Origin of the sequence: Leifsonia sp. 71-9, from assembly GCF_001898805.1 — a bacterium.
In the GTDB taxonomy this organism is placed as follows: Bacteria; Actinomycetota; Actinomycetes; order Actinomycetales; family Microbacteriaceae; genus Leifsonia.
The window spans coordinates 645,669-664,171 of sequence record NZ_MKVJ01000021.1; the positions used below are offsets into that span (position 1 = coordinate 645,669).

19 protein-coding genes are annotated in these 18,503 nt (G+C 71.2%); 11 read left to right on the plus strand and 8 right to left on the minus strand.

What is annotated here, in order from left to right; all coding sequences use genetic code 11:
* Positions 1-109: 109 nt before the first annotated feature.
* Both BGO91_RS19640 and BGO91_RS19645 read left to right on the plus strand, forming a co-directional pair.
* Entirely contained in the window at positions 110-910 is an 801-nt protein-coding gene (locus BGO91_RS19640; protein WP_290474418.1) for a hypothetical protein, read from the plus strand.
* Positions 911-1,402: 492 nt separating this feature from the next.
* Positions 1,403-4,108: an excinuclease ABC subunit UvrA gene (locus BGO91_RS19645; protein ID WP_290474419.1), complete on the plus strand. Its 2,706-nt coding sequence runs from the start codon at positions 1,403-1,405 to the stop codon at positions 4,106-4,108.
* Here the strand turns inward: BGO91_RS19645 and BGO91_RS19650 are convergent.
* Genes BGO91_RS19650 through BGO91_RS19660 form a run of 3 tightly spaced genes read right to left on the minus strand, consistent with a single transcriptional unit; the run spans position 4,075 to position 6,302 of the window.
* The gene (locus BGO91_RS19650; protein ID WP_290474420.1) at positions 4,075-4,671 is read right to left on the minus strand and encodes a dihydrofolate reductase family protein; all 597 of its coding nucleotides are present in this window, start codon (positions 4,669-4,671) and stop codon (positions 4,075-4,077) included. The two genes, BGO91_RS19645 and BGO91_RS19650, sit on opposite strands and share 34 nt — an antisense overlap.
* A 12-nt stretch (positions 4,672-4,683) precedes the next feature.
* Positions 4,684-5,316, minus strand: coding sequence for a hypothetical protein (locus tag BGO91_RS19655; protein WP_290474421.1), 633 nt, complete (start codon positions 5,314-5,316; stop codon positions 4,684-4,686).
* Entirely contained in the window at positions 5,295-6,302 is a 1,008-nt protein-coding gene (locus BGO91_RS19660) for a hypothetical protein (protein WP_290474422.1), read from the minus strand. The genes BGO91_RS19655 and BGO91_RS19660 overlap by 22 nt, the downstream gene beginning before the upstream one ends.
* 165 nt (positions 6,303-6,467) lie before the next feature.
* On the opposite strand from BGO91_RS19660, the gene BGO91_RS19665 reads away from it, so the two are divergent.
* The 3 genes from BGO91_RS19665 to BGO91_RS19675 all read left to right on the plus strand — a co-directional run bounded on the left by BGO91_RS19665 (position 6,468) and on the right by BGO91_RS19675 (position 8,868).
* Entirely contained in the window at positions 6,468-7,076 is a 609-nt protein-coding gene (locus BGO91_RS19665) for a helix-turn-helix domain-containing protein (RefSeq protein ID WP_290474423.1), read from the plus strand.
* Between the two features lie 4 nt (positions 7,077-7,080).
* Positions 7,081-8,379: an MFS transporter gene (locus tag BGO91_RS19670; protein ID WP_290474424.1), complete on the plus strand. Its 1,299-nt coding sequence runs from the start codon at positions 7,081-7,083 to the stop codon at positions 8,377-8,379.
* 117 nt (positions 8,380-8,496) lie between these two features.
* The gene (locus tag BGO91_RS19675; RefSeq protein WP_290474425.1) at positions 8,497-8,868 is read left to right on the plus strand and encodes a hypothetical protein; all 372 of its coding nucleotides are present in this window, start codon (positions 8,497-8,499) and stop codon (positions 8,866-8,868) included.
* Between the two features lie 9 nt (positions 8,869-8,877).
* Here the strand turns inward: BGO91_RS19675 and BGO91_RS19680 are convergent, their stop codons facing one another.
* The 4 genes from BGO91_RS19680 to BGO91_RS19695 form a co-directional block, all read right to left on the minus strand.
* A complete protein-coding gene (locus BGO91_RS19680; RefSeq protein ID WP_290474426.1) occupies positions 8,878-9,069 on the minus strand; it encodes a hypothetical protein in 192 nt (63 codons plus the stop codon).
* A gap of 5 nt (positions 9,070-9,074) precedes the next feature.
* Complete coding sequence (locus tag BGO91_RS19685) at positions 9,075-9,698, minus strand: hypothetical protein (RefSeq protein WP_290474427.1); 624 nt, start codon at positions 9,696-9,698, stop codon at positions 9,075-9,077.
* Positions 9,699-9,853: 155 nt separating this feature from the next.
* Positions 9,854-10,330 carry a hypothetical protein gene (locus BGO91_RS19690; protein ID WP_290474428.1) on the minus strand — a complete coding sequence of 159 codons (477 nt, stop codon included), beginning with the start codon at positions 10,328-10,330 and terminating at the stop codon, positions 9,854-9,856.
* Between the two features lie 73 nt (positions 10,331-10,403).
* A complete protein-coding gene (locus BGO91_RS19695) occupies positions 10,404-11,084 on the minus strand; it encodes an SDR family NAD(P)-dependent oxidoreductase (protein WP_290474429.1) in 681 nt (226 codons plus the stop codon).
* Positions 11,085-11,187: 103 nt separating this feature from the next.
* Between BGO91_RS19695 and BGO91_RS19700 the strand changes: the two genes are divergently transcribed.
* From BGO91_RS19700 to BGO91_RS19715, 4 genes are all read left to right on the plus strand, one after another.
* A complete protein-coding gene (locus BGO91_RS19700; protein WP_290474430.1) occupies positions 11,188-12,048 on the plus strand; it encodes a helix-turn-helix transcriptional regulator in 861 nt (286 codons plus the stop codon).
* Between the two features lie 84 nt (positions 12,049-12,132).
* Positions 12,133-12,441: a helix-turn-helix transcriptional regulator gene (locus BGO91_RS19705; RefSeq protein ID WP_290474431.1), complete on the plus strand. Its 309-nt coding sequence runs from the start codon at positions 12,133-12,135 to the stop codon at positions 12,439-12,441.
* 18 nt (positions 12,442-12,459) lie between these two features.
* Positions 12,460-13,788 (plus strand): type II toxin-antitoxin system HipA family toxin, encoded by a 1,329-nt coding sequence (locus BGO91_RS19710; RefSeq protein ID WP_290474432.1) that lies wholly within the window; start codon positions 12,460-12,462, stop codon positions 13,786-13,788.
* Positions 13,789-13,822: 34 nt separating this feature from the next.
* On the plus strand, positions 13,823-15,499 hold the full coding sequence (locus BGO91_RS19715) for an AMP-binding protein (protein ID WP_290474433.1): 1,677 nt from the start codon (positions 13,823-13,825) through the stop codon (positions 15,497-15,499).
* 19 nt (positions 15,500-15,518) lie between these two features.
* Here the strand turns inward: BGO91_RS19715 and BGO91_RS19720 are convergent, their stop codons facing one another.
* Positions 15,519-17,171 (minus strand): amidohydrolase, encoded by a 1,653-nt coding sequence (locus BGO91_RS19720; RefSeq protein ID WP_290474434.1) that lies wholly within the window; start codon positions 17,169-17,171, stop codon positions 15,519-15,521.
* Between the two features lie 149 nt (positions 17,172-17,320).
* Here BGO91_RS19720 and BGO91_RS19725 point away from each other — a divergent pair, with 149 nt between their 5' ends.
* Both BGO91_RS19725 and BGO91_RS19730 read left to right on the plus strand, forming a co-directional pair.
* Positions 17,321-18,013, plus strand: coding sequence for a TetR/AcrR family transcriptional regulator (locus BGO91_RS19725; RefSeq protein WP_290474435.1), 693 nt, complete (start codon positions 17,321-17,323; stop codon positions 18,011-18,013).
* Positions 18,014-18,046: 33 nt separating this feature from the next.
* Positions 18,047-18,487, plus strand: coding sequence for an MSMEG_6728 family protein (locus BGO91_RS19730; RefSeq protein ID WP_290474436.1), 441 nt, complete (start codon positions 18,047-18,049; stop codon positions 18,485-18,487).
* Positions 18,488-18,503: the final 16 nt, after the last annotated feature.

Here is an 18,503-nt window from a genome sequence, read left to right on the forward strand (position 1 = left end):
CCGCCGCCGCTCAGCCCGCCCCGCCGTTGGACGAGCTGATCGAGGATCTCGTCTTCGCCGTGGATCTCGCGCAGGCGGCCGCTGCCGTGGCGGAACAGGAGGATGCCGCATGACCGCTCTGACCGTCCGAGTGGAACCGACCGATCGCGCACGCGCCGCGACCGCGGCCTCCACCCTCGCGACGCTCCCGCTCCGCTTCGCGGCGACGGAGGGCGACGCCGAGGTCGTCGTGGTGTCTGGAGCCGGCGGCTGGGGAGACCGCGCCCGGTGGGCCGCGGACGGCGGAGCCCGTGCCGTCATCGTCACCGACCCCGAGCCCGACGCCTCGTCTGTCGGGCTCGCGCAGAGCCCGCCAGGCGTGCCGATCGTCCTCGCGGAGGCGTGGGCGTCGAACCCCGTCCTCGGCGCCGTCTCGGACGCGTGGGCCGACGCGATCGGCCGCACGACCCTTCTCGACGTCCGGTCGACCGAACCGCTCGGCGGCCGCTCCCCCCGCGCGGTGCTCCACGCTCAGCTCCGCGCGGTCGGCGTGCTGGGGGTGGAGGTCGCGGCGCTCGCCGTCGTCGCCACTACCCCATCCGCCGCCCTCGCCGTCGGTCGGTCGGCGACCGGATCCCGGATCGTGCTGAGCACCTCCCGGAGCGCAGCTGCGACCGCGACGTTGGACATCCTCGGCGTGGGACGCGAGGCGACCATCTGCATCGACGTGCCCGACGGCACGACCGCGCGGCCTGGCCGCGCGACCTCGACCACAGTGGACGGCACCGTCGAACTGCCCGCGCGGTGGGAGACCGCCTATCGATCCGCGTGGGGGATCGCGCACAAGCGGGTATTCACCGGCGGGGGAGGCGACGACGTCGCGGGATTCCTGCGCGCGTTGGAACTCCTGGAGAGGGAACCAGAGGTGTAAGTGGGCGGCCGGTGGCGGTGGAAGCGCGCCTCAGCGCCTCCCAGCCGGTCGCATGTTCACCGCGTCGTTTCGCCCAGGGGGCCTTCGACCGCGCCCACACGCAATGGCAGAAGGAGACGGCTGCGATGGCGTCGATCCTCGAGCAGGCCATCGGCGCACTCCAAGCGGCGAACACGGCCGCCGGCGACGCCGAGAGGGCGGCTGCTGCCCTGTGGTCGTGAGGGACAACGGAAGCCGCTCGACCGCGGAACGAAACCGCGCTCACGCCGCCGTTGGCCCGGGGCCTACCGAAGTGACATCGCCCAGTGGAACGCCGACGAGACGACCTGGAAAGCTACGTTCTGGGGCATCCTGACGCTCATCGTCCTGCCTCGCCCGAACCGACGTTGACGCGTGCACCGTTGTTTCGCCGGAGACGGGTGTAAGGGTGTGACGTACCGTGCCCCGTCGTCGAGACTGTCGGCATCCGGCGATGAAAGAGGGCGCGAAGCCATGACGAACGAAACCGCACCGCTGATCCAGCCGGACGTCCAGCTGCGGGGCGCCCGCGAGCACAACCTGCAGAACGTGGACCTCACCGTCCCCCGCGACGCCATGGTGGTGTTCACCGGGGTGTCCGGCTCGGGGAAGTCGTCGCTCGCGTTCGGGACGCTCTTCGCGGAGTCGCAGCGCAGGTATCTGGAGTCCGTCGCCCCGTATGCCCGGCGTCTGATCGACCAGGCGGGAGTCCCCGACGTCGACTCGATCACCGGGATGCCGCCGGCGGTGGCGCTGCAGCAGCAGCGCGGTGGGCGCAGCGCGCGCTCGACGGTGGGCAGCATCACGACGCTGTCGAGTCTGGTGCGGATGCTGTACTCCCGGGCAGGGGACTATCCCGACGGTCAGCCGATGCTCTACGCGGAGGACTTCTCGGCCAACACGGTGCAGGGCGCGTGCCCGGAATGCCACGGCATCGGCCGGGTGTACGAGGTCACCGAGCGGCAGATGGTCCCGGACCCCTCGCTCACGATCCGGGAGCGGGCGATCGCCTCGTGGCCGACCGCGTGGCACGGGCAGAACCAGCGGGACATCCTGGTGTCGCTGGGGTACGACGTCGACACGCCCTGGCAGGACCTGCCGCGCGCGGATCGCGACTGGATCCTCTTCACCGAGGAACGGCCGACCGCCCCGGTGTACGCGGGGTTCACTCCGCCGCAGACGCGTCGTGCGATCTCCACGGGGATGGAGCCGAGCTATCAGGGGACGTTCGTGGGTGCCCGCCGCTACGTGCTCGACACCTTCGCGACGACCAAGAGCGCGTCGATGAAGCGGCGGGTCGCGGAGTTCCTCACCTCCGCCGTGTGCCCGGTGTGCCACGGGAAGCGGCTCAAGCCGGAGGCGCTCTCGGTGCGGTTCGAGGGGATCGACATCGCCGACGTCTCACGGCTCCCGCTCCGCGAGCTGTCCGGCCGGCTCGCGGCCCTCGTGGACGCAGCAAGGGAGGAGCTCGCCACCTCCGGGGTGCCACTCGATGAAGGCGCGCGCCGTGAGGCGACGCAGCAGCGGGTCGCCGCGGGTGGAGCGTCGCACGCCGCGGCTCCGGACGTGCGCCGGACCCCGAACCAGTCGGTGGAGAAGCGCGCAGCGGCCGCACGTCTGGCCGCCGAGCTGCTGGAGCGTCTGCACCCCATCATCGACCTCGGGCTGGGGTATCTGTCGTTGCACCGCACGACACCGACGCTGTCGGGAGGCGAGCTGCAGCGACTGCGGCTCGCCACCCAGCTGAGTTCCGAGCTGTTCGGCGTCGTCTACGTGCTCGACGAACCGTCGGCGGGTCTGCACCCGCAGGACGTGAACGCTCTCCTGGGCATCCTCGAGGGGCTCAAGAAGAGGGGCAACAGCCTGTTCGTCGTCGAGCACTCGGTGGAGGTGATGCGGCACGCGGACTGGCTGGTGGACATCGGGCCCGGAGCCGGTGAACGGGGCGGTCGCGTCGTCTACAGCGGAGTGCCGGACGGTCTCGCCGACGTGGAGGAGTCGGTCACCAGGGACTACCTGTTCGGCAGGCGCGGGCTCGCCGCACGGACTCCGCGGGAGCCGACGGGATGGCTGACGCTCGAACGGATCACCCGCAACAACCTGCGCGACGCGTCGGTCTCCTTCCCGCTCGGAGCTTTCACGGCGGTGACCGGAGTCTCCGGGGCGGGAAAGTCCAGCCTGGTCAGCCAGGTGCTTCCCGCGCTGCTCGGGGACCATCTCGGCCGACCGGTCGACCTCGACGACGACGCTCCCGAGACCGACGACCTGCTCCTCGCGGACGGACCCGAGCAGCTCGAAGGGACCATCTCGGGAGATCTCGGCGGCGTCCGACGGGTGGTCAACATCGACCAGAAGCCCATCGGCCGCACCCCGCGCTCCAACGTCGCCACCTACACGGGCCTGTTCGACCATGTCCGACGGCGTTTCGCGGCGACTCCGGAGGCGCGGTCGAGGGGATACCGGCCCGGCCGCTTCTCCTTCAACGTGGCCGGCGGCCGCTGCCCCACCTGCGAGGGCGAGGGAGCCGTCATGGTCGAGCTGTTGTTCCTGCCGTCGGTCTACACCGTCTGCCCCGAATGCCACGGCACCCGATACAACGACGAGACGCTCGAGATCCGCTGGCGCGACCGGAACGTCGCCGAGATCCTCGCGATGTCCGTCGAGGAGGCCCACGCCTTCTTCGGCGGCGAGAACGAGATCATGCGCTCCCTGACCGCGCTCGTGGACGTGGGGCTCGGCTACCTGCGGCTGGGCCAGCCGGCGACGGAGCTGTCCGGCGGCGAGGCGCAACGGGTGAAGCTCGCCTCCGAACTCCAGCGCGCCCAACGCGCCGACACCCTGTACGTGCTCGACGAACCGACCTCCGGCCTCCACTGCGCCGACGCCGACCGGCTCATCGAGCACCTGCAGAGCCTGGTGGATGCGGGCAACACGGTCGTCGTGGTCGAACTCGACATGCGGGTCGTCGCGACGGCCGACTACGTCATAGATCTCGGTCCCGGCGCCGGCGAGAGCGGCGGGACGGTCGTCGCCGCGGGTACACCCCAGGAAGTCGCTGGTGCGGCCGGCAGCGCCTCAGCGTCGTATCTGGCGGCAGCGCTCGACGAGGCAGCGGCCGCGGCCGGGAGCGTCGCCGGCGTCCGCGATCAGGCGTACTCGGGACGACCGCCCACCCGGTAGGTGAGGGCGACGATCCCGGTGCCGAACATGCGGGAGTCGATCAGGTCGAGGGCGAAGTCGCGGCCCCGCTCAGGGAAGACGCGCTCGCCCTCGCCGACGATCACGGGGAATTGGACCAGATTCAGCTCGTCCACCAGCTCGTTTTCGAGCAGCCATCGGGCGAGCGAGACGCTGCCGACCACGAGCAGCTCGCCGTCGGGCCCGGCTTTGAGCTCACGGATGCGGTCGGCGACATCCTCGGCGATGACGGTGGTCCCCTCCCACGTCGGCTCGATCGTGGTGGTGGAGACGAGGTACTTCGGCTTCGAGCTGATGGCCTCGCCGAAGCCGCCGTCGGTGCTGCGGGCGCCCCAGTACGCCTCGAAGAGGCCGAACGTCTTGCGGCCCAGGAGGAAGGCGTCCGGTCGCTGCCAGGTCTCGAGGATGTACTGGACGGCGTCGCCGTCGTTGTGCGGAATGGCCCAGCCGCCTCGGGTGAACCCCGGATCCATCTCCTCATTGTTGCCGCCGTTGGCTTGGGCGACGCCGTCCAGGGTGACCTGCAGGCTGACCGTGAGTCTCATCGTGTGCTCCTCTCAGCGGATGCGGGCTGCGCGCCCGTCGGTGCCATCCTCGCCCTCATCGCGGTTTCCCGGAACAGGCCGGGCTCCGTCGTCGAGGCCTCGCCGCGCCTCCAGCTCCTCGATGAGAGCGAGGATGCTCTGTTCGCGACGTCGTCGTGTCGCCACGCTCCAGAGGGTGATCCCGATGATGACGGCGGCCAGTCCGAGCATGACGATCGTGTACACCGGGTTCCGCACGGCGATGGCGGTGCCGATCCCGACCACGGCGACCGTGGCGAAGATGAGCGGGTTGCTGAGCTTCCAGCGTCTCGCCTCCTCGAGGCGTCGCGCCAGCACGGGCAGCCAGGCTGCGGGGTCGGCATCCGCGGGGAGCGCACCGACCCTCACGGCCCGGTTGATGGCGACCACGGTCGCACGTCCGCCGCCGGCACGCCACGAGGCGATGATGGCGAACGTCATTCCGAAACCGAAGACGAGACCGCCGGCCGCGCCTCCGATGGTGGCCGCCAGGAGCGAATGCGCGCCGCGGTCGAACATCCCGTAGCTGAGGCCGCCGAGCCCGAGGCCGAAGACCGCGCAGGTGCCGACGAAGATCCCCGTGGCGACCCACCGGTCGGCCCGGGTCAGGGGGTGCTTGCCGGCCACGACGAGTCGTCCGAGGCCAGCAGCTCGCCATGCTCCCGCGCGTACGTGCGCGCGCGTCGGATGCGCACGACGACGTACGGGATGAACGCGACGAGGATGGCGATCAGCAGGATGGTGAACCCGATGTTGAACGCCTCGTTGCGTCCCCCGAGGATCATCCGCACCTGCTGGGTTCCGAGGCCGAGGTACAGCAGCGTCAGATAGCTGAGCTGGAATCCCAGGATCGTAGGGATGATCGTGGCGTACTTCGCCGCGGCGACCTGTCCGGCGTGGTCGAGCTCGACCTCCTTGTTCCCGAGGACGACCTTGCCGACGGTGCGGATCGTGCCGAAGTCACCGCCGACCGTGCTGCGCAGCCGACGGTTCAGCGGCACGGAGACGAGGATCGCCGTCAGCGCGGCGCCGATGGTCGCGAACTGGAAAGCGAAGGTGAGCTGGTCGCCGAGGGACGGGGCACCGTCGCTCGCGCCCAGGAGGCCGAACACCACGAGACCCACGATGAAGATCGCGACGAAGGTCACGGCGATGCCGAGGACCTTCCGACTCACCTCGTGCCGGCTGACCGGTCGCCACGACTCGTCCGCTCGGGGATGCGCCTGCTCGTGGCGGTGCAGCGCCCGGCCGATCGTCAGCCCGGCGACCGTCAGCACGGCGCCCCCGACGATGAAGACGATCGGAAACCAGATCGGCGTGCCCGCCATGACGGAGTAGACGACGATCGCGATGGCGGCCAGCGCCTCGATGCCCAGAACTACCCACAGGTAGCGCCGGAAGGAGGCGCGGCTCCCGGCGGATCCGCGCACATCCCAGTACGACGTCACCGAGCCCAGAAGCAGCGGACCGTAGATGAAGACGGTGAGCGCGAAGATCGCGACGAGGTCGAGCCCGAGTGAATGTGACGGCGATTGGATGACGATGAGCGCGGTGCCCGCGGCGACGAGGGCGGTGGCGATCAGCACGGAGAGGACGAATGCCAGCACTTTCACGATGACCCCCTTCGTCGGCAGCGCAACCCTGCACATCAAACACCCCGCACCACCCTCCCGCAAGACAATTGTGACAATTGCTCACGTAAGGGCGATCGCCTCGTCACCCGCCGAAATTTTGCAGAATTACTTCTGCAGAATAGATTCTGCGGTTATTCTGGGGACATGGACAGCGCACCCGACTGGATCGACCCGGACCGTGACGACGTCCTCAGCCCCAGTGCACTGCGCGGGCTGGCGAACCCCATCCGGTTGCAACTCCTCGAGCTGCTGCAGGCCGACGGCCCGGCGACCGCCACCGGGCTGGGGGAGAAGGTCGGGCTGTCGACGGGCGTCCTCAGCTACCACCTCCGCGTGCTCGCCGAACACGGCTTCATCGTGGAGGACGCCGAGCGCGGAACGGGCAGGGACCGCTGGTGGAAGGCGGTGCGGCGCTCGACGTCCTTCACCTTCCGGATGCCGGAGGACGCCGGCGCGGCCGACCCCGACGAGGCGACGGAAGAAGCCGCCCGGTACCTCCGCCTGGTGGCCGAGCAGTCGTACCGCCGCACCATCGCGTTCATCGATGCGGTCAGCGGCCCGGTCGAGGAGCTCGCGGAGCTGCCGTGGACGGTGACGGACCTCCCGCTCCGGCTCACCGACGACGAAGCGCGGGCACTGCGCAGCGAGGTGCTCGACCTGCTGGCTCGCTACCGCCGCGCACCAGAGACACCGGACGCGGCCGGCACGATGCGCGCGCACGCGGTTTTCCAGCTCTTCCCCGAGAGCCCCTGAACTCATGGTCGCGGAGAGCCGTCGGGTCGAGGGATCGCGCCGCTCGGCGTTCGCACTCCACGGGCTGGTGGCCGCCTCCTTCGTCTCCGGCCTCGGCACGGCGATGGCTGCGGTGGCCGTGCCGTGGCTCGTGCTGGAGGAGACCGGCAGCGCGGTCGCGACCGGCGTCGTCGGCTTCGCGCAGCTCGCGCCCTACGTGCTCCTCCAGGCCACCGCGGGCCCGCTCGTCGACCGGGTGGGCCCACGCCGCATCGTCCTCGCGGGCACCGCAGCCGCCGCCATCGCGATCGGAGCCGTGCCGGTCGTCATCGCGCTCGGGCAGGACGAGCTCTCGGTGTTGGCTGCTCTGGTCGCCGTGGCAGGAGGCGCGCGCGGCCTGGCCGATGCCGCGACCGCCCCACTCCTCCCCGCGCTCGCCGACGCTGCGAAGGCCCCCATCGAGCGCGCGACCGGCGCCTACGCGGCCGCCAACCGGGGTTCGCTCCTCGTCGGCATGCCGCTCGGGGGTGTGGCCGTCGCACTGGTCGGCGCGGCGGGGGTGCTCGTCGTGGACGCGATCGCCTTCCTCGTCGCCGCCCTTCTCGTCGCCACCCTCGTGCCCGCGGCCGGCGTTCGGCCGAGCGCGCCGATCGGCCCGCTGAGGGTGCGCGCCTACGCGGCAGAGCTCGCCGAGGGGATGCGGTTCCTCCGCACCGACCGGCTGCTGCTGGGAATCGTCACGATGGTCGCCGCCACCAATCTGCTGGACGAGGCCCTCACCTCCGTCTTCCTCCCCGTGTGGGCCCGCGACTCCGCCCACAGTGCGGCGGCGTTCGGCCTGATCGGCGGCGCCCTCGGACTCGGCGCTCTGATCGGCGTCCTGCTCGGCGCCTGGCTCGGTCCGCGCGTGCCGCGCTGGGCGACGTACGCGATCTGCACGGTGCTGTCGGGTGCACCGCCCTTCTTCGCCCTCGCCTTCTCGGCGTCCGTGCCGGCGGTCGTGGTCGTCGCTCTGGCATGCGGGGCCCTGGGCGGAGCGCTGAACCCGATCGTGGGCGCCGTCCAGTTCGAGCGCATCCCGCCCCCGCTGCATGCCCGCGTTCTCGGTGCCGTCAAGGCGAGCGCGTGGATCGGCATCCCGTTCGGCTCCCTCGCCGGCGGCGCACTCACCTCCGCGCTCGGCCTCACTCCCGCGCTGCTGATCAGCGGAGCGGCGATGCTCCTGACGACGCTGGCACCGCTGCTGTTCCCCGCCTGGCGCGGACTCGACCGGCCCGCGACCGCGTCGGGGGGCGCCCGTCAGGATGCGCCGGGGCCGACGTGAGGGGGAGGCCTTTCCGGCGCTCTCCTCCGCGCGGCGCCTGCGGACGGCATCCACATCACCCCAACGATGTATGGAGGCCTCCTGGGGTGGTCACGTAGCCTGAGCGCGGGGGGACCGATGCAGAGAAGCGACCGACCGCCGACGGCTTCCGCGGAGGTGGAGAAGGCCGAGTGGAGGATGCTCGGGTGGTATGTGATTCCGGCCATCCCGCTGGTGTTCGCGTACGTGCTCATGGCCGCGTATCCGCAGTACCTCGGCGCGGCTGCGGGCTGGTGGCGGAAGGACCTCAACACCGACGCCGGCGAGGCAGGGGTGGGGTTCATCCTGGGCGGCTACGCCGCCGTCATCATCCTCGCGTTCGCGGTCCCGCTGATCACGGCTGCGACCAGACCAGGCCTGCGGCTGCGGGTCAACGGGACGGCCGCCCTCCTCGTGGGGGTGGCCCTGCCGCTCGTCATTTGGATCCTCTACATCCTGTCGTGGCTGTGACGCGTCGAGTCAGCCGACCGCTTGCTCGATGGCGTGCTGCAGGCGCGCATCCACCGTGATCGAGACCGTCCCGTCCTCGTCGATCGAGGAGACGCGATCGACGTCCCCATCGCGGGAGAAGAGGACGTCGGCGGAGAGGACGCCGCCCGGTGCCGGCCCGTTGCCGAGCACCTGCATCGTCAGCGCGACCAGGGACTCCACCGCACTCAGGGTCTCGGGCCCGGTGATGGGCAGTGCGATGAGCATGTGGCGGTGCGGGAGCGTGAAGAGCGTCCCGAACGGCGCGGCCCCGAGCACGGCGGGGAGGTTGGCCGCTTTGGAGGCGGTGAAGAGCGAGTCCCGACGATCACCTGGATGCCCGGTGCCGGTTCGACGCGCTCGTCGATCGGTTCGCGGTCCGTGTTGAGCTGCCCGTACGCGTACAACTCGTCGAGGCTCAGGGCGAGTCCGTCGAGGTCGGAGTCGGTGATGAACTGCACGCTCGTCGGGAAGTCCACGCACAAAGCGAGGATGAGCCCCTCCGAGAACGGCCGGGCGTAGCGGAACGTCGGCTCGTCCGGGCGACCCTCTCCGCCGGGGAGGATGCGCGTGCGGGCCTGCTGCCGGAGCTCGTCGGCCGACAGCCGGTCGACGGAGACCGTTGTGTTCGCATCCACGAGGTTGTCGATGTGCTCGGCCACGATCTGCGACGCCCGCTCCGCCGTCGCCCCGTGCGTCTTCGCGAAGGCGTTGAAGAGCGGATACCGGTGGCCGTCGGCGCCGACGAGAGTGACATCGTCCGGCTGGGCGCCGTGCGCGATGGTGGTCTCGACACCGCGCTCGGCGAGCATTCGCCGTGCGGTCGAGGTGACCCACTCGATGCGATCCGACGGCTGCGGCTCGTCTTTTCGACGCCGAAACAAACCCATCGACCCTCCCCCGTCTGCGCCAGCGTACCAAGCGCCGTGCCGAGACCTGCAGACCCCGTCCGCTCTCGGATACCGATCTACACCCGCCTCGTCGCGCGCGAGACGACCAGGGCGGCGACGATCGCGCCGACCAGGGATGCGGGGATGGCGATGTAGATGGCGAACGGGTACGCCGAGAACATCTGGTCGACTCCCCACCCCGCCAGAAGCAGAACACCGCCCGCCCCGAGAGCGGCGGCGCTCGCTCGATGCTCGGACCCTCCGAACGCGGTGTAGAGGAGCAGCGCGACGATCGCGCCGGCGGAGGCCACCAGCGCGATGCCACCTCCGGCAAGCGCCCAGCCCCCGACGAACCCGACGATGCTGAGGGGAGTCTGCCAGGACCACCCGCTCGGGTTCGCAGCGAGAGCCAGCGCACTCAGCGCGGCGATGATCGCGCCGGCGACGACGCCGATCGGCACGCCCCAGCCGAGCCGGGCGAGCAGGCGCCGACGGGTGCCCGGGTCGGCAGGGAGCCCGCGGAAGAGCCGGACGCTCCGCGATTCATCCCCCATATTGCGATTCTGCCCGTCCCGCGGGCGCTCCGCCAGCCGCGGCAGATTGTCGGCAGTACCACCGCGCGCGCCCTCAGTACGCGATCCGCCCCTCCCGGTTGTGGAACTCCCCGGTCGGCCCGTCCGCCCCGATCGTCGCGAGCGTCACGGTCGCGTCGGTGCCCTCGGTGACGGTCTGGTGACCGTTGTGGCGGTTGAAGTCGGTGGCGGTGTAGCCGGGGTCGCTGGCGTTCACGCGGAAGCCGGGGAGGCTCTTCGCGTACTGCACGGTGAGGGCGATGACGGCGGCTTTGGAGGCGGCGTAGGGGACGGAGGTGACCGGGAACTCGTCGTGGCCTTCGGTGGTGAGCCAGCGCGGCCAGCCGACACCGGAGGCGACGTTGACGATGACGGGCTGCTCCGATGCGCGGAGCAAGGGGAGGGCGGCCTGGGTCACACGGACGATGCCGACGACGTTGGTCTCCAGCACCTCCCGGATCGCGGCGGGGTCGAGGTCGTCGACGCCGAACGAGCGGCCGAGGATGCCCGCGTTGTTCACGAGCACATCGAGGCGGGGGAGGGAGGCGATCGCCGCGTCGACGCTCGCCTGGTCGGTGACGTCGAGCTGCACGGGGATGGCGCCGAGGTCGCGCACCTCGGCGGCGGAGCCGAGGTCGCGCATCCCGGCGTAGACGGTGTGACCGGCCCCGAGGAGGCGGAGGGCGGTCTCGAGGCCGAGGCTGCGGTTGGCTCCGGTGATCAATGTGGTGGTCATACCGACGATCCTCCGCTGCACCGCGCGCATCCCCCAGGCTCCGGTCGACGGTGGGACCGCGAGTACCACCCAGCACGTCGCGACCGGACGTAGCCTGGACGGCGTGAGCGAATTCGCGCAGGTCCTGCGATCGTGGCGCGACCGCGTCGATCCGGTCGAGGCCGGCCTCCCCGCCGGTCCGGGCCGCCGCACGCCCGGGCTGCGGCGAGAGGAGCTGGCGGCGCTCGCCGGAGTGAGCGTCGACTACATCGTCCGGCTCGAGCAGGGTCGGGCCGCGAACCCGTCCCCGCAGCTGCTCGGCGCGCTGGCGCGGGCCCTGCGCCTGACGGAGCTGGAACGGGACCACCTGTACCGCGTGGCGGGCGCGATGCCGCCGCCGCGGGACGTGATCCCACGGCACATCACACCGGGCGTGCAGCGGCTGCTCGACCGGATCGGGGATGCGCCGATCGGCGTCTTCACCGCGGCGTGGGACGTTCTCCAGTGGAACGCGCTCTGGGCGGCGCTGACCGGCGACCCGGCCGCCGCCGGGGGCATCGAGCGCAACCTCGTCTGGCGGCACTTCATGATCGGACACGACGGGGTCGACTACGACGACGAGCACGACGCGGAGTTCTCCCGCGACCTGGTGGCCGACATCCGCGGGGCCCTCGGCCGCTACCCGGCGGACGCCGAACTCGCGCGGCTCATCGCGCGGCTGCGGGCGGAATCGCCGGAGTTCACCGCGCTCTGGAACGAGGCAGGAGTCGCAGTGCACAAGTCGAGCAGGAAGACGCTCACGCGCACGGCGGCCGGCCCGATCACGGTCGACTGCGACGTGCTGACCGTCCCCGACGGCGATCTGCGCATCGTCGTCTACACGGCGGTTCCCGGGAGCGAGGACGCCGCGAAGCTGGACCTGCTCCGGGTGACCGGGACGCAGCGGTTCGGGGCGACGCCGCGGTCTCACAACGCCACCAGATAATCTCCGCGATCTCCGTTTCTGCGCTCTATACGTTGCAATCAGGCGTATAGTTGACAGGAAAACACGTCAGTGAGGAGCGCGGGAATGGTCACCCGACAGTCGCCGGCACGCGACCGGCTCCTCGGCGAGCTCGGCGCCAACATCGAACGCTGGAGGAAGCTGCAGGGCCTCAGCGCCGTCCAACTCGCCGAGCGTGCCCACGTCACGCGGGACACGCTGCGTGCCCTCGAGCAGGGCACCGGCGCCCCGCGGATCGACTCCGTGCTCGCTGTGCTCACGGCGCTGGGCATCGCCAATACGGTGGTGGAGAGCACCGACCCCTGGCGATCGAACGCCGGCCGCGCCCTCATGGACGAAGAGGTCGGCGTGCGGCACGCAGCGCGGAGGAGGTAGACGGTGGGCTCCGAACGGATGAGATTGATCGACGCCGTCGATGTCTACCTGGACGATCGCCGCGGGGCGCCGATCCTCGTCGGTTCGCTGCGCGCCTCCTTCATGGGGGGTCGCACCCTCGCCGGCAGCTCGTTCGAGTACGCGCCCGGCTACCTGGCACACCCTGATCGCTACGCGCTTTCGCCCGACCTGCCCCTCGTGGCCGGACGACAGTTCTCCGGCGCCGACACGACGCTCTTCGGTGCGTTCGCGGACGTGCGGCCCGACGACTGGGGCGCCGCGCTCATCGAGGCCGAGTACGCGTTGCAGCGCGACGCTCCCCGCGGGCTCGGGGAGTTCGATCACCTGGTGCAGCAGAACGACCTCACCCGGATGGGCGCCCTGCGCTTCACGGCGACGGGCGCGCGCCCGGTCGGCGAGCGCTGGCTCACCTCGGCGGCGCACACCGCTGCGAACACGCACGACGTCCGCCGCATCGCCGAGGCTGCCGGACGGTTCGAGGAGTACGAGGCGACCGAGGATGACATCGAGATCCTCGGGTTCGCCGGATCGAGCCTGGGAGGCGCGCGGCCCAAGGCGTCGATCCCGGAGGTCGACGGCTCGCTGTGGATGCTGAAGCTGCCCTCCAACCGCGACCGTCGCTCCGACCTGGAGGCCTGGGAGGCCACCGCCCTCGACATCGCTGCGAAGGCCGGGCTCCGCGTGCCGCGACGACGGCTGATCCCACTGGCCGAGCGGGGGTCGTCGCTGCTGATCGAGCGCTTCGATCGCGACGGGGAGCCAGGTGCACCGAATCAGCGCAGAGCAGGATTCATCTCGGCGATGACCGCCATGCAGCTGGGCCCGCAGAACCAGCAGGCGACCTATGCGGATTTCGCAGACACCATCGACCACCTCGTACCTGAGCACGCCAAGCACGATCTGCGGGAACTGTTCCAGCGAGTGGCGCTCACCGTGCTCGTCGGCAATGCGGATGACCATTGGAAGAACCACGGCTTCCTGCGCCGGGACTCCGGATGGCGGCTCAGCCCCCTTTTCGACGTCAACCCGACCCGGGCGGGCGGGCGGATCCGCTCCCGGCGGATCAGCGATCGCGACGACCCGGTGGACCGCGACATCCGGCTCCTGATCGAGACCAGCGACGTCTACCACCTGAATGCGATGGCCGCCGCCGAAGCCCTCGTGCCGGTGCTCCGCGCCGTGTCCACCTGGCGCGAGACGGCGGCTCGCAACGGGATCGGAGCCGCGGAGATCGAGAGCATGGCATCCGCCTTCGATGAGACGCAGTTCGCGCACGCCTCCGCGTTCGTCGCCACCGTTCCCAGCACCGCCACGACGCTCCTGTGACCTCTCGCCCCGCGACATGCGGCACACTGTGGTGATGACCTCCATGGAGAGCTTCCGGGCGGCTCGCGACACCCTGCTCGAGCACCGCACCGACGAACGCGCCGCGACCGCCGCCTTCGCATGGCCGGACGTCGGCGACCACTTCAACTGGGCGGTCGACTGGTTCGACGCGATCGCCCTCGGCAACGAGCGGCTCGCCCTCTGGATCGTGGAGGAGGACGGCCGCGAGACCAGGGTCACGTACGACGGGATGCGGCAGCGCTCCGATCAGGTCGCCGCCTGGCTGGCCTCCACCGGCGTGCGGCAGGGCGACCATGTGATGCTGATGCTCGGCAACCGCGTCGAGCTCTGGGAGTCGATGCTGGCGATCATGAAGCTGGGCGCCGTGATCCTGCCGACCACGACGCTCCTGTCGAGCACCGACCTCGCCGACCGGCTCGAGCGCGGGCAGGTGCGCCACGTCATCGCCGACGCGGCGGAGCTGGACAAGTTCGCCGGGATCGAGGGCGACTTCGGCCGCATCGCCGTCGACGGGGGAGCGGGCTGGCGGGACTACGCCGAGTCGTACGACGAGCGCGGAGCACGGCCCCAGGTGACGGTGCGCACCGACGACCCGTGCCTCGTCTACTTCACCTCGGGCACGACCTCCAAGCCGAAGATGGTGGTGCACACGCACTCCTCCTACCCGGTCGGGCACCTTTCCACCATGTACTGGCTCGGCGTCGAGCCCGGCGACATCCACCTGGCGATCAGTTCGCCCGGCTGGGGCAAGCACGCCTGGAGCTGCTTCTTCGCGCCGTGGATCGCCGAGGCGACCGTGTACGTGTACAACTACCGCCGCTTCGATCCCGCTGCGCTGCTCGCGCACCTGGACGAGGCGGAGGTCTCGACGTTCTGCGCGCCGCCGACGGTGTGGCGGATGCTCATCCAGAGCGCGCTCGGCCCGAAGCCGCGCGCGCTCCGGGAGATCCTGTCGGCCGGCGAGCCGCTCAACCCCGGCGTGATCGCCGCGGTGGAGCAGGCGTGGGGGCTGACCATCCGGGACGGGTACGGCCAGACCGAGACGACCGCCCTGATCGCGAACCCGCCCGGAGCCGCGGTGGTCCCCGGCTCGATGGGACGGGCGCTGCCGGGCGTCGCGATCGCGATCGTGGACCCGCTCACGGGCGAGCGGGCGAACGTGGGGGAGATCTGCCTCGACCTGTCCGTCGAGCCCGTCAACCTGATGTCGGGCTACCTCGGCGACGACGAGAAGACGGCGGCGGCACGCGCCGACGGCTACTTCCACACCGGAGACGTGGCCGAGCAGGCCGAGGACGGCACGATCACCTTCGTCGGCCGCACGGACGACATCTTCAAGTCGTCGGACTACAAGATCTCGCCGTTCGAGGTCGAGAGCGTGCTGCTGCGGCACCCGGCGGTGGCCGAGTCGGCGGTGGTGCCGGCTCCGGATGCGACCCGGCACAGCGTCGTGAAGGCGTACGTCGCGCTCGCCGAGGGCTGGGCGCCCGACGCCGAGACCGCCGCTGCGATCTTCGCGCACGCACGCACGGAGCTCTCGGCCTTCGAGCGCGTGCGCCGCATCGAGTTCTTCGAGCTGCCCAAGACGATCTCCGGCAAGATCCGCCGCGTCGAACTGCGCGAGCGGGAGGAGGCCGCCTTCGACCGCGGCGAGGCCATCGACAGCGAGTGGCGCAGCGAGAGCGCGTAGCTCTCCTTCTCCGGCGTCATCAGACTTCGCGTGCGTGGACGGCCCTCCCCTCGACCCAGGTGGAGGTCACCGCGGAGAGGTGGATGGCGTCCGCCGGGGCGTCGAACGGGTTCGGCTCGATGACGACGAGGTTGGCGAGGTACCCGGGCGCGATGCTCCCGGTGTCGTGGTCGCGGTGGTTCGCGTAGGCGGAGCCCGAGGTGTACGCGGCGAAGGCGGTCGCGAGGTCGAGGCGCTGGTGCGGGCCGCCCAAGGGCTCGTCGTCGCTGCCCGGCGAGACGCGGTTCACCGCGATGTGGATCGCCTCGATCGGGTTCGCGCTCGACACCGGCCAGTCGCTCCCGGCGGCGAGGCGCGCACCGTGGCGGTGGAGGTCGCCGAACGGATACTGCCGGGCCTCGGCTTCCTCCTGGAGGAAGGGCAGCGTGAGCTCGTCGAGCTGCGGCTCGTGGCACGCCCACAGGGCCTGGAGGTTCGCGATCGCATCCAGCTCGGCGAACCGGGGAACGTCGTCCTCGGCGACGACCTGCAGGTGCGCGAGGTGGTGGCGGCCGTCGGTCGCACCGTTGGCCGCGCGCGCCGCCTCCACCGCATCGAGCGCCTCCTGGACCGCCCGGTCGCCGAGGGCGTGGAAGTGCACCTGGAAGCCCTCGCGGTCGAGGGCGGTCACATAGTCGCGCAGGAGCTCGGGGTCGATGAAGGAGAGACCCGCGTTGTCGGTGTCGTGACCGTGGCCGTCCCGGTACGGGGCCTTCATGGCCGCGGTGCGGTTCTCGGCCACGCCGTCGACCATGATCTTCACCGTTCCGAGCTGGAACCGCTCGGGGTCGACGGCCGCGAGCTCGTCGCGGCGCGCGACCATCTCGGCCACCTGCTCCGCCCCTCCGCTGCGCGCCCACCACTGTGCGCCGACGACGTGCGCGACGAGCGCGCCCTCCTCGAGCGCGCGACGATAGACAGCGAGGTTCTCGGGGATGCCGGCGGCGCTGCCGATGAGGGCGTCCTGCCAGCCGGTGATGCCGAGCGCGAGCAGCTCGGACTGGGCGCGGAGCAGGCCGGCGTACACGAGCTCCTCGTCGACCGGAGGAAGGACCGCATCGAAGGCGTCGCCGGCGCCCTCGTGGAAGGTGCCGGCCGGGAACCCGTCCGCCTCCCGCTCGATGCGCCCATCGGCCGGGTCGGGGGTGGCGGCGTCCAGGCCGGCGAGCCGGATCGCCGCCGTGCTCGCCCACACGCCGTGATGGTCGCGGTTGCTCAGCAGCACGGGCCGGTCGCCGACGACGGCGTCGAGGGAGTGCCGGGTCGGGGCGCCTCCGGCGTAGTGGTCCATCGCCCACCCGCCGCCGAGGATCCAGCCGTCGGGGTTCGCCGCCGCGTAGTCGGCGATGCGCCGCAGGGCGTCCTCCGCGTCGACCGCCTCGGCGAGATTGCACTGCAGCAGCTCCACGCCGCCGCCGACGGGATGGATGTGCGCGTCCTGGAATCCCGGCGACAGCAGCGCCCCGCCGAGCTCGACGACGCGGGTGCCGTCCCCGCGGTGCGCCTCCGCCTCGGCTTCGGGGACGACGGCGAGGATGCGACCTCCGCTCACGACGACGGCGTGCCCGGTGACCGGAGCGCCGGCACCGGTGAAGACCGGGCCCCCGGTGAAGATGACGTCTGCTGCTGCCACTCGATCGCTCCCTGTCTTCGTCGAACGCGGAATGAGTGGGATGCTACGGGCCGCGCAACACCGATGTCAACAGTGTTGACAGGGTGGCCGCGGGCCCTATCGTGGGAGGGGTGGCGGCCATCCCGGGTCGCCGAGGGCGGAGAAGGACGATGGTGCGGTCTCGCGAGACGTCCGCGGCGCCGCGCGCGCGCCTGACCAGGGAGCGCATCGTGGAGGCCGGGATGGCGATCGCGCAGGGTGCCGATGCCTCTGCGATCTCGGTGCGGAGCATCGGCGCGGCCCTCGGCGCCGATCCCACCGCGGCGTACCGCCATTTCCCGAACAAGCACGCGCTCATGCAGGCGCTGCTCGACGAGGTGCTCGCGCAGGTGCTCGCCCGCGTCGAGGTCGCCGGCGACTGGCGCTCGCGGCTGCGCTCGCTGGCCGTCGCCACCCTCGACGTCTTCACGCAGTATCCCGCGATCGCCGTCGAGGCGACCGTCCTGACGACCAACGGGCCGGCGGAGACGCGGACGATCGAGCTCATCCTCGCGGCCTTCGCGGAGGCGGGGCTCGACAGCGGGATGATGGTGCGGCACTACGCGCTGCTCTCGTCGTTCGTGCTCTCCGGGGCCGCGGGGATCGCGCACGCGCGCGCCGGCACTGGCGGCTCGGCCGGCGGCGGCTCGGCCGGCGATGGCGAAGGCGACCTCTGGCTGGAGGGTCCGCTGCGCGTCGACCCGACCGAGCATCCCCATGTCGCCGCCAACGCGACCGAGCTCGTCGCGCTGCGGGACAGGGAGATCTTCCTGTTCGGCGTCGAGTCCATCCTGGAGTCCGCCGAACGGCACGCCGCGGGCTGAAGGCGGCAGCCCGGCGCGCGTACCGTGTGCCGCGTGCAGACCTTCCTCCCGTATCCGTCCTTCGCCGAGAGCGTGCGCGTCCTCGACCGCGCCCGGATGGGCAAGCAGCGCGTGGAGGCGCTGCAGGTGCTGCGGGCGATCACCGTGCCCGGGTACGGATGGCGCCACCACCCGGTCGCACTGATGTGGCGGGGATACCTCCCGGCGCTGACGAAATACGCGCTCGAGTCGGCGGACGCCTGGATCGAGCAGGGGCATGCGGACACGGTGCGCCCGCAGGTGCTCGCGTTCGCCCCGGAGGTCGCCGACCTCGCCCAGGACGATCTCGAGCTGCCGCCGTGGATCGGCGACGCCGGCTTCCACCGCAGCCACCAGTCGAACCTCGTGCGGAAGGACCCGGAGTTCTACCGGCCGTTCTTCCCGGACGTGCCGGACGACCTCCCCTACCTCTGGCCGGGCGCGACGCGGGACTGAATGCCCGCGCCGCGTC

Coding starts and splice junctions, on each gene's coding strand:
- BGO91_RS19670 (WP_290474424.1), top strand. CDS start 7,081: ATGGTCGCGGAGAGCCGTCGGGTCGAGGGATCGCGCCGCTCGGCGTTC.
- BGO91_RS19665 (WP_290474423.1), top strand. CDS start 6,468: ATGGACAGCGCACCCGACTGGATCGACCCGGACCGTGACGACGTCCTC.
- BGO91_RS19715 (WP_290474433.1), top strand. CDS start 13,823: ATGACCTCCATGGAGAGCTTCCGGGCGGCTCGCGACACCCTGCTCGAG.
- BGO91_RS19645 (WP_290474419.1), top strand. CDS start 1,403: ATGACGAACGAAACCGCACCGCTGATCCAGCCGGACGTCCAGCTGCGG.
- BGO91_RS19690 (WP_290474428.1), bottom strand. CDS start 10,330: ATGGGGGATGAATCGCGGAGCGTCCGGCTCTTCCGCGGGCTCCCTGCC.
- BGO91_RS19725 (WP_290474435.1), top strand. CDS start 17,321: ATGGTGCGGTCTCGCGAGACGTCCGCGGCGCCGCGCGCGCGCCTGACC.
- BGO91_RS19650 (WP_290474420.1), bottom strand. CDS start 4,671: ATGAGACTCACGGTCAGCCTGCAGGTCACCCTGGACGGCGTCGCCCAA.
- BGO91_RS19675 (WP_290474425.1), top strand. CDS start 8,497: ATGCAGAGAAGCGACCGACCGCCGACGGCTTCCGCGGAGGTGGAGAAG.
- BGO91_RS19695 (WP_290474429.1), bottom strand. CDS start 11,084: ATGACCACCACATTGATCACCGGAGCCAACCGCAGCCTCGGCCTCGAG.
- BGO91_RS19685 (WP_290474427.1), bottom strand. CDS start 9,698: ATGCTCGCCGAGCGCGGTGTCGAGACCACCATCGCGCACGGCGCCCAG.
- BGO91_RS19640 (WP_290474418.1), top strand. CDS start 110: ATGACCGCTCTGACCGTCCGAGTGGAACCGACCGATCGCGCACGCGCC.
- BGO91_RS19710 (WP_290474432.1), top strand. CDS start 12,460: ATGAGATTGATCGACGCCGTCGATGTCTACCTGGACGATCGCCGCGGG.
- BGO91_RS19705 (WP_290474431.1), top strand. CDS start 12,133: ATGGTCACCCGACAGTCGCCGGCACGCGACCGGCTCCTCGGCGAGCTC.